Below are 13,081 nucleotides of genomic sequence, written 5' to 3'. Positions count from 1 at the left end.
AGCATTTAAAATTTAAATTAATGAAACAACTACTTACAATCTTGTTTGTTGCACTAGCTATAATTAGTTGCAAAGAACAAAAAAAAGTTGAAGAAAAATCAGTAGCTAAAAAGCCAGAAACACCATTTGTGTGGAATGGTGCAAATTTATATTTCCTATTAACAGATCGTTTTAATAATGGAGATACTGCAAACGATGTAAACTTTGATCGAACAAAAAAGACAGCCAAATTAAGAGGTTTTAAAGGAGGCGATTTAAAAGGAATTACTCAAAAAATTAAAGAAGGTTATTTCAATACGTTAGGAATCAATGCAATTTGGATGACTCCTGTAGTTGAACAAATTCACGGAGGAACAGATGAAGGAACTGGAATTACATACGGATTCCATGGATATTGGACTAAAGATTGGACTAAAATTGATCCTAATTATGGTACTGATAAAGATTTAAAAGAACTAGTAGAAACAGCTCATAAACACGGAATTCGAATTCTGTTAGATGCTGTGATTAATCATATTGGCCCGGTTACAGAAAAAGATCCAGTTTGGCCAAATGAATGGGTTAGAACTGAACCACAATGTAAATACAGTAATTATGAAAATACAATTACGTGTACTTTAGTTAAAAACTTACCAGATATTAAGACTGAAAGTAATGAAGAAGTTGCTTTACCTCCACAATTGGTAGAGAAGTGGAAAAAAGAAGGACGTTACGAACAGGAAGTAAAAGAGCTAGACGAATTTTTCACTAGAACTGGTCATCCAAGAGCTCCGAGGTTTTACATCATGAAATGGCTTACAGATTACATTAAAGAATATGGAATCGATGGTTATAGAGTTGATACTGTAAAACATACAGAAGAAAATGTTTGGCAAGAATTTAAAAAAGAATGTGATTATACTTTTGCTGAGTGGAAGAAAAATAATCCTGCTAAAGTATTAGATAACAACGATTTTTATTTAGTTGGAGAAGTTTACAATTACAGTATTTCTAATGGTAAACTATTCAATTTTGGAGATAAAGATGTGAATTATTTCGATAATGCATTTAACAGTTTAATCAATTTTGAGTTCAAATGGAATGCTAAGCAATTATCTTTTGAAGATTTTAATAAAAAGTACGACAGTATTTTAAGTAACGATTTAAAAGATTATGGTGTTTTAAATTACATGAGTTCACACGATGATGGAATGCCATTTGATCCAAAAAGAGAAAAACCATTTGAAACAGCTAATCGATTGTTATTAGGTTTGGGTACTTCTCAAGTATATTATGGTGACGAATCTGCAAGATCATTGATTATTGAAGGAACTATAGGTGACGCTACGTTACGTTCTTTCATGAATTGGGAAAAGATTCAAAATGATCAAAAAACTCAAGAAGTTTTAGCACATTGGCAAAAATTAGGTCAGTTTAGAAAAAATCATCCATCAATTGGAGCAGGTAGTCATAAAATGCTTGCAGAAACACCTTATGTTTTCTCAAGAACTTTCAATAAAAATGACTTTAAAGATCAAGTTATTATTGGTGTAGATTTAAAACAAGGATCAAAAACTGTTGATGTTTCATCTGTATTTAAAAATGAAGATGAACTAAGAGACGCATACTCAAATCAAAAAGTGAAAGTTTCCGAAGGAAAAATAACATTAGATTCTCCATACACTACTATTTTATTAGAAAAGATATAATTATGAAAAAAATACTAAGTATAGTATCAATAAGTTTGTTGCTTTTATCTTGTAAACAAGAGCAAAAAAAGGAAGAAAAAGTAGCAGAAAAACAAGAAAATATAGTCGCCGAAGTACTAAAACCTATTAGTAAAGATGTTCTAGAAACAGCGGTGATTTATGAAGCTAATATTCGTCAATATTCACCAGAAGGAAGTTTTGATGCTTTCACAAAAGATATTCCTGAGTTAAAGAAATTAGGTGTGAAAATTATTTGGTTAATGCCAGTTTTCCCTATTTCAGAAACGAAACGTAAAGCTACTGGAGGCGAGAATAGTAAGTTTGCTTCTGAATTTCCTGAAGGAGAAAGAGAAAAATATTTAGGAAGTTATTATGCTGTTTCTGATTTCAAAAAAATCAATCCAGAATTCGGAACTATTGAGGATTTTAGAGAATTAGTAAAAACTGCTCACGATAACGGTATTTATGTAATATTAGATTGGGTACCAAATCATACTGGTTGGGATCATACTTGGTTAACTACAAATCCTGATTTTTATACAAAAAATGATAAAGGAGAAGTGGTACATCCTGAAGGAACAGATTGGACAGATGTTGCTGATTTAAATTATGATAATCCAGAATTGCGTAAGCAAATGATTGCTGATATGAGCCACTGGATTACAAATGAAGGTGTTGATGGATTCCGTTGTGATGTAGCAGGACAAGTTCCTACTGCATTCTGGCAAGAAGCAATTCCTCAATTACGTGCGAAAAAAGATATTTTTATGTTAGCTGAAGCTTGGGAACCAGAATTATTAAAAGATGGTTTATTTGATATGGGTTACGGATGGGATCGTCATCATGCAATGAATCATATAGCTAAAGGAGAAAAGAATGTAAAAGAATGGGATAGCACTTTTGTTAAAGATCAAAAACGTTATGCTAAAGATGATATAATCATGACTTTCGTTACGAATCACGACGAAAATTCTTGGAATGGAACTATTAAAGAAAGAATGGGAGAAGGAGCGAATGCTTTTACTGTATTAAGTTATGTAACACCTGGAATGCCTTTGATTTATTCTGGACAAGAATATGGTTTAAGTCACAGATTAAAATTCTTCGAAAAAGATTCTATTCCTAAAGCAAAAGGAGCAGCATGGAATTTATTAGCTGAACTTGCGAACTTAAAGAAAACAAATAAGGCTTTAAACGGAGGAAAAGAAAAAGCTTCTTATACAAATATAGATCTTAAAAATGATCATGTTTTAGCGTTTTCTAGAGAAAAAGATGGTGATAAAGTTACTTTTGTTGGAAACTTATCTAAAGATAGTCAGAAAGTTACTTTACCTTTAACAGAAGATCAAAAAGATTATTTCACTAAAAAAGAATTCAAAGGTACAACAGAAGTTGAATTACAACCTTGGGAATATTTAGTTTTAGAAAAGACAAAATAAACTAAAAATCAACTATACTTTTAAAAGGATCATGACAGTTTTCATGGTCCTTTTTTTGTTGTATAATATGAAGTTTTAATTTTCTTAGCTCCAAGTGTTATAACTGAGATAATTCATTTTTTCCCTTATCGAAAAAAGGGAAAATCCCTTGTAAGATATTTTTATACTGATAATAGTTTTGCTTTGTGATCAAACAATAGCTATTCAATACCGATCCAACCAAACAATAAAAAACATAAAATTTAAAGAATGAAAGTATTTTATAATTACATAGTATTAGCGTTGAGTATTTTAATTATTGGATGCAATACTAATGAAGAATTAGTTGAGATGAAGCCAGATTTAGAAACTAAAGCAAGTGTTTTATTAAAAGAGTTTCCTAGCGAAATTATAAACATAAATCACAAATACGATTACTACGGAAAAGAGTTTCAAGTAACATATGTATTTAATAATGAAACTCAAGAAATCGTCGATGCTTATGGAGATCAAGAAATAGCAGTTGAAGTTTTCGGTAGAGGAGAAGAAGGACCGCAAGGTACTTTAGTAACAGGTGTTGTTGAAAAAGGAAATTACAAAGAGATTAAAATGAAAATCTTTAATACAGCTAAAGAAATTGATGCATTTACAGCAGAAGAGTTAAGAGAAACAAAAGAAGTTGTAAAAGGAGAATTAGCTTCAAGAAACAATTGTATTAATGTAGATTTACCAGGTAACGACGAAATTCGTTTCTTTGAAGACATTAACTATGTTTATGAATTATCTGATATAAGAGGATTAAACAAAAGAACGTACGGAAAACAATATTTAGGACATAATAATGATAGAATTAGTTCTTTTTACATGAGATCTAATAGTTTCCAACAAGTAAGTTTTTATGAGCATAGTTGTTATACAGGAAAAAGGTTGACATTTAACAAATACCAAGGTTCTAATTTTTATGGAGAAAGTAATTTAAGACATCATACTTTATCTGGAACTTGGTTTTGGAAAGTATCTTGGAATGATAAAATTTCATCTTTTTGGATGCCATAAATAAGAAATCATACGATATAAAAAAGAGGGATTATTTCCCTCTTTTTTTGTTTACTTTTTTATAATATAATCTGACGGAATTATCATTTCGTCAGTGATTTCAAGGGATTATAACGTATTTAGCATTAATTATAAAAATTTATAAAATGCTAAAAAGATATCCTTTTTTAAAGTACAGTTTAGGAGTACTTGCCAGTTTAATCTTAATAATTGTATGTTTTGGTTTTTGGTTTGTGAGTTTACTTCCTGCTAAAAAATTAAATATAGAAAATACTATTGCAGAAGAAATTCCATATTTATCACAAAATAGAATTTCCAATAGAGGAAAAATATTGACTGTAGTTACAAGTACAGCTGTAATGGGAAAATCTCAAAAGAAAACCGGTTATGAATTAACAGAATTATCTAGAGCTTATTATGTTTTTCAAGCTAATGGTTACGAAGTTTCAGTGGCAAGTCCGTTAGGAGGAAAAGCACCTGTTGTGCTTGACAAAGAAGATATGGGTATATACGATTATGCCTTTTTAAATGATGAGGAAGCTCAAGAGAAAATTAATAATACTTTGGTTTTAGGAGATATTGATTTTAATGAATACGATGCAGTTTTTTTTGTAGGTGGAAAAGGAGCAATGTTTGATTTCCCAAATCATCCTATGATTCATGAAATGCTTAAAAATTATTACGAAAATAATAAAGTAATTGGAGCGGTATGTCATGGTCCAGCTGCATTGGTTAACGTAAAATTAAGTAATGGATCGGCTTTATTAAAAGATAAAAAGATCACCAGTTTTACGAATGAAGAAGAGTTATTTTTAATTCCAGAAGCCAAAAATATATTTCCGTTTTTATTGGAAGAAGAAATAAGAAAGCAAGGCGCTAAATTTATTTCAAGCGAAAAGTATTTAGAGAAAGTAAATCATGACGAGAACATTATTACTGGTCAAAACCCATGGTCTACTTGGAAAGTGGCAGAAACTATGATCAAACAATTAGGTCACACTCCAAAAGAAAGAGAAATAACAGGCGAAGAAAATGCTGTTTCAGTTTTAGCTGTTTACAAATCAAAAGGAAAGAAAGCTGCCAAAGAAAAAATATCAGAATTTATGTTTGATAATTCTAAACCTGTTGATCGATTATTAATAGCTCAACATAGTATGTTGGAAGTTTTAGGAGGAAAAGTGTCTGGATTTGTAGATCTTGTAAGCTTAGTTTCATTTATCAAAAGTTGCGAAAAAAAGTTGTTGAAAAACAATTAAATTTGAGAAAAATAAAGAATTGAATTTTTCTGATATATTTCTGATTATTCTCAGTAGTGCCGGACTTTTACATGGTATTTCTTTTGCCATTTATTTAGCATTTTTCAAAAAGAAAAAAATGTTATCTAATACTTTATTGGCTCTAATTCTAGTTTTTATGGCTTTTAGAGTAGGGAAGTCCATTCTATTAAATTTTGGAGACGAATTAGAACCGATTTTCATTTTTATAGGTTTAGCATTCATTCTATTGATAGGTCCTTTGTTAAGGTGGTATTTTAAAGTGATGACAATACCTAATTTTAAAATTCAAAAAGCTAATACTTTAGAAATGTTACCTTTTTTAATGGTTTCAAGTTTAAGTTTATTTATTACAAAAGATTGGTTTGATGAAAATAATAAAGAAGCTGTTATACTTTTCGGTAGTACATTAATTTTTATTTATCTGCACTTTATAGTTTACATAGCTTTGTCATATAGAGTTTTAAAACAAGTAAAGAAATTAGAAATAAGTACATACACAAAATCGCAAAAAGCAATTATTACTTGGCTACAACTATTGGTGATTTGTTGTATTGTAATCTGGATTTCCTATTTTTTGAATATTATTGAAAATACAATTCCGTATATAATTGGTCCGGTGTTATACAGTTTGGCTATTTATTTTCTAACGTATAAAGCATTTGAATTGAATAGCATAGATATTGACGGAAATGCTTTTAAAACTAATGACGATGATTTGTTTTTTAAACGAATAACAAATTATATAATAGATGAAAAACAGTTTTTAAATCCCAATATTTCGTTAACTGAATTAAGTAAATTATTAGGATTAAGTACACAAAAAACATCGGGAATAATAAATGAATACAGTAAGCAAAATTTTAATGATTTTATAAATCATTATAGAATTTTAGAAGCTAAAAGAGAACTGTTGTCAAAAGAAAGAGAGAACTATAAGATATCTTCCATTGCATTTGATGTCGGTTTTAATAGTTTATCTTCTTTTAACTCAGCATTTAAAAAGTTTGTTGGAGTAACTCCATCAGTATTCAAAAAAGAAAATAACATTACGAACTCTTAATATTTTAACACTTAGTTTTCAGTATATTATCTGCTTTTTTGTTAATTTTATAGAAAACAACATATTATGATTAAGATTTTCAAATTTTTAGTTGTTTTTGTATTGTGTTATAGTTGTGCTTCTACAAATCAAAATTATACTGCAGTACAATTACAAAAGTTTAACGAAATAGTTGAAGGAAAACCATTTAGTGTTGATTCTCAAAAAGCATTTCCAAGAAATACAACTTCTTTAAATGCTTTACCAACTGCAATTTTTTATGCAAATGGGAGTTCACCTAACATGATTGATATATCAAGTCATACGAACGTTTTTAAGTTTAATAAAGATTCTATTTCTACTGGATATTTACCGTATTATGGAGAAAGACAATTTACCAGTAATTACGGAAGTACGAACATCGGTATTGAATTTGATTCAAAAATTACAAATTATAAAACTTCAAAAACGAAGAGAAACAATCATAAAATACAATTTACTGTACGCGATAAAAATTCAAATACAGAAAGTTACGATGTAACATTAATTGTATTTAAAAACTTAAGAACACAAATCAATATTAACTCTACTCATAGGTTTCCTATACAATACTCTGGAACAGTTGTAAACTAGCACAGATATTTTAAGTTAACTTATGAATAAATGACCAAACTAAAATTCGTGTAATTTTATTTCCATGTTGCATAGGAATAATTTTATAACTGGCTTTTAGTTTGGTTAATTGTTTTTCGAGCTTTTGTAAACTTTCTTTTTTAGAAACTAAACTAGTGAAATATCCTACTTGCTTTTTAAAAGTAGCACTTTGTTTTATCATTCGTTTTAAAAATAAAGCTTCACCACCATTACACCATAATTCATTTGCTTGTCCACCAAAGTTAAGATCAAAATCCTTCTGATTTAAGTTTGTGATTTTACGAAGAGCACTGTTTTTTGCTTCCTTCTCTGAACTATGAAAAGGTGGATTACAAACAGAAAAATCATAGAAATCATCAGGTTTAATCAATCCGTCAAAGATATTTGCATTATTTTCTTGATAAACAATTTTAACTTTTTCAGCTGTATTAGGAGTATAATTGATGTTTTTTTGTGCTATAGCGACACTTTCTGAGTTAATATCGCTTCCAAGCATTTGCCAATTATAAACTTGTGCTCCGAGAATACAGTAAATAGCATTCGCACCCACACCAATATCAATACCTTTTATCGATGCTTTGTTAGGTAACAAATCTGCTACATGATGAATATAATCAACTCTACTAGGAATTGGCGGGCATAAATATCCTTCTGGCAATTCCCAGTTTTCTACATTATAAAAAGCTTTTAAAAGTGCTTTATTCAAAGCTACCACAGCTTTCGGATTTCCAAAATCTATGGTAGTTGTATTGTATTCATTAGTAAAGATAAATGCTTTTAAATCTGGATTAACTTTTAATAATTGATCGAAATTATACGGCGTATCTTTATGGATATTTCTAGAATGCATAGGTTTTCAAAAATATTAAAAGAAATAGCTGTATTACAGATTTCGTAAGCATATTTATTAACACATATCTCTTCTAACAATTAATTCACCGTTTTCATAAATCAAGATAAAAGGAATTTCTTCTAATGTACATTTTGGCTCGATAACGAATTTAATTACACCTGTAACTGTAAAATTTCCTTTTTTCTCTTTAAGTTTTAGAGTTTTATTGTATTTCGTATTTTCTTTTACCCAGTTTACGTAGCCATTCACATAAGGATGAGAATCGAATACTTCTTTAGATTCTGGACTTTCAGTAAAAGCTTTATCTATTTCAAGATGATTGTTCTCATTAAATTCAATTCTGAATTTGCCTTTAAAACTTCCTTTAGATTTTGGAGATACAAAAAATGAACCTTGATTTAATTCAATATTTACTTCTAAACTAAATTCATCTTTTGCAATTTGAAAAGTGTTTAGCGATAATTTATAAGGATCAACATCTTTTGAAACGTCATAATTAAAACTGTCGTAAGGACTAATATAATTGTTCGTTTTTACTGTTTCAGCAACTGTATTATCTTGTTTTTTCTCAGTTTTATTTTCTGACTGACATGAAACACCGACAAATAAGATAACACTTAAGAATATATATTTAATCATTTTTTTATTGATTTAATAATTAGTAATTTATGAAAAATTATCGCGAAATTTTATTTCATTTTTGATATTCCAAAGTTATATTTTGTACTTCCAAAAAGTGTCAAAAGAGTGTAAAAGAAGTGTCAAAAGCTATAAAAAGTGGTAAAATTATGTGTTATTTGTTGCAATGATTTTTAAAAATAACTTTTCTATTTATTTACGCAGTATTGCACTTGTATTTCTTATAAATATAGTTGCATGTACTTCTTCATCTTCAAACGAACATTTTTCTGAAACAGTTAAAATCTCTTTACGAAATGTTGGTCACGAACTTTTGGTTTTAAATGAAGATTTAACTACTCCAGTAAAACCAGTAAAAGAAATCGATCCTTTCCTTTATGAAGTGTCTTTTCCGAATAGTTTAGAAATAGAGCCAGATAAGTTAGTTAGCTTAATTAAAAATAATTTTCAAAAAGCTAAACTGCCTGACGATTATATCGTTCAAGTTTTTCAGTGTTTAGATAATGAAGTGGCGTATAGTTATTTAATGAAAGCAAAAGAAAAAGAAGGAATTATACCTTGTGCTAATAGAATTTTAGGCAAAAGTTGTTATACAATTCAAGTTAAGTTTACTGGAACAATTGATTTTAAAACCGATACAACTACAAATTATCTCTATGGTTTAATTCCACTTGTGTTTATTATAATTTCAATCTTATTCTGGTTTAAAAAGAGAAATTCTTCAAAAAGTAATCTAGAAAATGAAGAAATTAAAATAAGTATTGGTAATTATTCTTTTTTACCAGATCGAAACATTTTGATAAGAAATTCTGCTGAAATGAATCTATCTAAAAAAGAGTGTGATTTACTGCTGATTTTAGTTGAAAATAAGAATCAGACAGTAAAAAGAGAAGAACTTACTAAAAAAGTATGGGAAGATAATGGAGTAGTGGTTAGCAGAAGTTTAGATACTTACATTTCTAAGTTACGAAAGAAATTAGTAGAAGATACCAATGTTAAAATTACCAATGTTCATGGTGTGGGTTATAAATTGATTGTGAAGTAAACCAATTTTATAGTAATTTTATTCTTTGTAAAATTCGTCTATTGCCAAGAACTATTATAAATAACTTTGTACTACAGCATTACGAAAACGAAACATATTTCGATTTCTGTAGATATACTAGTATTCGTTTTTTTGAAGTGTTATATTTTGAAAAAGGAACTGGTAATTTAAAAATTAATGGAAGCACTGTTCCTTATGTAGATAACAGTGTTTTTGTATTTATTCCTGATGATATTTATACTGTAAATGTAGATTCTTCTACAACGGTGACAACTATAAAATTCTTAAAAAGCTTTTTTAACACAACTAGTGAAGCAAATGCTACTTTACCAATAAATAATTGGTTTCGTCAAAAAGAAGGGATTTTATATAATGAAATAAAGCAATTACGTTTACTAGATTTTAAAGAATCTTTTGAAAAAGAAAATGTTACTTCTTTGGTGAAATTATTAACTAAAGAATACCTTAAGAACAGCGCAAATGATTTATTTATTATTGAGAACTCTTTATCTGTCGTATTGCATTTAATTGCTCGAAATATGAGGGAAAATGCTACGCATTTAACTGTAAATAAACCAAAATCGAAAGTTCAAGATCTTATTAATTATATTCAAACTCATATTTATGATTCTAAAGTAATCACGAACACACATTTAGCAGAAGAATTTGGGATTGCTGATAATTATATCGGACAATACTTTAAAAAACATATGGGAATGAGTATTAAGAAGTATATCTTGAATTATAAATTAAACTTAGTAGAAACTCGTTTAAAATACACAGACATGCAATTTTCTGAAATAGCTTTAGAATTAGGTTTTACAGACGCTAGTCATTTAAATAAAACCTTCTTGGCTTATAAAGGAACTACGATAGGTGCTTTTAAAGAAAGTTTAAAATAAAAAAAGGGAACTGTAAAGCTCCCTTTTTTATCTTCTTGTACTAGATATATTTTAAAATCTTACTGTGATACTTCCTGTTAAGAAAAATGGAGTACCTGGTGTAAAATGAATTTCTTCAACAGAATTTACTTCACTTTGTAAACGAGATTCTGTAGCAAATTGAGTTTCATTCCATTCAGTATCGAAAAGGTTTTTTACTTGAACTCCTAAAGTGATGTTCCTAAATTCATAACCAACATTTAAATCAGTAATTGTATAACCTTCGGCAACTATAGAATTATCTTCATTTGCAGGCCTATCTTTTATATGCCTTAACTGAGCACTTCCAAAGAATCCAGACTTGCTTTTATAACTTAATCCACTTGTTATTGTAAAATCAGGAGCAAGCGGGATAAAATCTTGTCCGTCTAATTCTTCTGAAGCTCTTGCATGTGTATAATTTGCATCAAAATTGAAATAAAGTTGATCGATTGGTTCATATCTTAAACTAAAATCAATTCCCTGACGATTAGTTTTTCCGCTAGGTTCTACAATTCCAGCATCTCCAACATATACAAATTCTTGTTCTAAGAATAAATACCAATATGCTGTGTTAATTAAAATTCTAGGAATCGGTTTCCAAACAACACCAGCATCAAATCCATACGAAGCAGGTAAAATTGTATTTCCATTTTGAGCAACAACTACACGAGTATCATTTGAATGAAATCCTTTACCAGTTTTTAAGTAAAACTGTGTGTTGTCGTTATGATTATAGAAGATATTTAACTTCGGACTCACAATACTTGCCGTTTCAGACTGTGTTTCATAAGCTGTTTGTAAGTTGTCATTATATTCAAAATTGAAATAATCGAAACGTAAAGCTGGATTAATAGTAAATTTTCCAAAGTTGAAATTAGCGCTAGCGTAAGTTCCAATATTAGTTTCATTAATATCACCAAACTGAATTCTATTTAAAGTTTGTCTACGATTTACTGTATTTGCTAATTCATTACCAAAACTCTGATCATTTCTTAAGCTTATTCCAGCAGAAAAACTTCCATCAATAGAATTGAAATCTTGCTTATAATCAATTGTTAAACCAAAGATTTTACGTGTTTCTTTTTGTTTAATTTGATCACCATTTACAGGATCATCTAAGAAAAAAGTAAAGTTTGAAAACAATTCAAAATCATATTTGTTGTAAAAGATCTTATTTTTGATTGATGAATGATCAGAAATTATTTTGTCATACGTAAGTAATGCATTGGTACGACTCGTAGATCCTCCTTCTGTATCATCTATTGCACCAAATCGTGTGATTAATTCACTATCAACAGCACGCTGTGGAATTTGACCTGAAGCATCCCATTTACTTGTAAAATGAGAAACAGTTAAACCTACTTTATCAGAATCAGTAACGTTAACAGTATATTTCCCAAAAATATTTAAGCGGTTGAAGTTTTGTGGACTTTCAAAATAACCATCTGTAAGTATATATTCTGAAGCAATATAAGCACTGTGTTTATTGTTATTTACCACATTAAACATTCCTAACAAACGTTTAGTGTTAAACTGACCAACATCAAGTTTTAATGTGTTCGATGATAATCTACTCTTAGTTTTAAAGTTTACATAACCAGCTGTATTAAAGTTTCCTTTATCTGCATAATAAGCTCCTTTTCCAAAATCAATTTTGTCAACTGTTTCAGGAATTACAAAATGTAAGTCAGCATAACCTTGTCCGTGTGCATGAGAAACCATGTTTACTGGAAGTCCATCTGCTGTGATTGTGATATCAGTGCCATGATCAATATCGAAACCACGAAGGAAAATTTGTTCAGCTTTTCCACCACCGGCATGTTGACCAATAAATAGTCCTGGAACTTTTTGTAGAATTTCTTGTGAAGAATTTACTGGATTTGTTTGAATGTCTACATCTGTAATTACATTTAGAGCATTTAATTTTTTTGCGATTGTAATTTCTTCAAGAGAGACTAAGTTTTCTTCTAAAGTAATTGTTATCGGATTTAAATCTTTTACTACAACTTCTTTCTTTTTGAAGTTTATATGGCTGATGATTAAAGTGTCTCCAATAGTGACATGATGTAAAACAAAAGCACCTCTTTGATTACTATGCGTATGATGCTTATCGTTTGTATTATAAATATGTGCTTCTACTATTGAAATGTTGTCTTGCGATACTACTTTTCCTTTTAAAGTTTGTGCGAAGAACTGTTGTATGCATAATAAACTACATACTGTAATTAGATACTTCATTTTTTACGTGATGGTTGATTTAAGTTTGTCATTTATCAGCGTGTAAATCTAAAAAAACAACCATGATTTTAAGTCTATTTAAGACAAATTAACAAGCCCTTAACATCTGTTTTTATTCACGATTTTTGTGAGTTATTGATTTCATTCATGTTATCATTTTATAACTTCATTTTTTACTCATATCACCTTTTTTTTTACTCGACAAAACTTTTATTGTTACACTAATTTTGTGGTGTAAATAATTAAAAAAA

The 13,081-nt window shown here is 29.0% G+C and carries 11 protein-coding genes; 8 read left to right on the top strand and 3 right to left on the bottom strand.

From position 1 onward, the window contains the following. Positions 1 to 20 precede the first annotated feature (20 nt). From Q1A15_RS07370 to Q1A15_RS07345, 6 genes are all read left to right on the top strand, one after another. Positions 21 to 1,688: an alpha-amylase family glycosyl hydrolase gene (locus tag Q1A15_RS07370; protein ID WP_299621145.1), complete on the top strand. Its 1,668-nt coding sequence runs from the start codon at positions 21 to 23 to the stop codon at positions 1,686 to 1,688. Between the two features lie 2 nt (positions 1,689 to 1,690). After that, positions 1,691 to 3,127 carry an alpha-amylase family glycosyl hydrolase gene (locus tag Q1A15_RS07365; RefSeq protein ID WP_299621142.1) on the top strand — a complete coding sequence of 479 codons (1,437 nt, stop codon included), beginning with the start codon at positions 1,691 to 1,693 and terminating at the stop codon, positions 3,125 to 3,127. 249 nt (positions 3,128 to 3,376) lie between these two features. Continuing rightward, a complete protein-coding gene (locus Q1A15_RS07360) occupies positions 3,377 to 4,162 on the top strand; it encodes a hypothetical protein (RefSeq protein WP_299621140.1) in 786 nt (261 codons plus the stop codon). Positions 4,163 to 4,308: 146 nt separating this feature from the next. Further along, complete coding sequence (locus tag Q1A15_RS07355; RefSeq protein ID WP_299621137.1) at positions 4,309 to 5,418, top strand: type 1 glutamine amidotransferase domain-containing protein; 1,110 nt, start codon at positions 4,309 to 4,311, stop codon at positions 5,416 to 5,418. 118 nt (positions 5,419 to 5,536) lie between these two features. Continuing rightward, positions 5,537 to 6,499 (top strand): AraC family transcriptional regulator, encoded by a 963-nt coding sequence (locus tag Q1A15_RS07350; protein ID WP_299621134.1) that lies wholly within the window; start codon positions 5,537 to 5,539, stop codon positions 6,497 to 6,499. 66 nt (positions 6,500 to 6,565) lie between these two features. Continuing rightward, on the top strand, positions 6,566 to 7,111 hold the full coding sequence (locus Q1A15_RS07345; protein WP_299621131.1) for a DUF4251 domain-containing protein: 546 nt from the start codon (positions 6,566 to 6,568) through the stop codon (positions 7,109 to 7,111). Positions 7,112 to 7,121: 10 nt separating this feature from the next. Here Q1A15_RS07345 and rlmF read toward each other — a convergent pair whose 3' ends face one another. After that, entirely contained in the window at positions 7,122 to 7,982 is an 861-nt protein-coding gene (gene rlmF, locus Q1A15_RS07340; protein ID WP_299621128.1) for a 23S rRNA (adenine(1618)-N(6))-methyltransferase RlmF, read from the bottom strand. A gap of 57 nt (positions 7,983 to 8,039) precedes the next feature. Beyond that, on the bottom strand, positions 8,040 to 8,624 hold the full coding sequence (locus Q1A15_RS07335) for a hypothetical protein (protein WP_299621125.1): 585 nt from the start codon (positions 8,622 to 8,624) through the stop codon (positions 8,040 to 8,042). Between the two features lie 166 nt (positions 8,625 to 8,790). Here Q1A15_RS07335 and Q1A15_RS07330 point away from each other — a divergent pair, with 166 nt between their 5' ends. Then, positions 8,791 to 9,669, top strand: a complete 879-nt coding sequence (locus tag Q1A15_RS07330) for a winged helix-turn-helix domain-containing protein (RefSeq protein ID WP_299621122.1) — start codon at positions 8,791 to 8,793, stop codon at positions 9,667 to 9,669. Between the two features lie 41 nt (positions 9,670 to 9,710). Further along, positions 9,711 to 10,571: an AraC family transcriptional regulator gene (locus tag Q1A15_RS07325; RefSeq protein WP_299621120.1), complete on the top strand. Its 861-nt coding sequence runs from the start codon at positions 9,711 to 9,713 to the stop codon at positions 10,569 to 10,571. Between the two features lie 51 nt (positions 10,572 to 10,622). Here the strand turns inward: Q1A15_RS07325 and Q1A15_RS07320 are convergent, their stop codons facing one another. Continuing rightward, on the bottom strand, positions 10,623 to 12,830 hold the full coding sequence (locus tag Q1A15_RS07320; protein ID WP_299621117.1) for a TonB-dependent receptor: 2,208 nt from the start codon (positions 12,828 to 12,830) through the stop codon (positions 10,623 to 10,625). Positions 12,831 to 13,081 lie beyond the last annotated feature (251 nt).

It is taken from the genome of uncultured Tenacibaculum sp. (genome assembly GCF_947495995.1).
Taxonomy (GTDB): domain Bacteria; phylum Bacteroidota; class Bacteroidia; order Flavobacteriales; family Flavobacteriaceae; genus Polaribacter.
The sequence above is the reverse complement of the archived record's forward strand: the minus strand, read 5'-3'. Positions and strand labels throughout refer to the sequence as shown.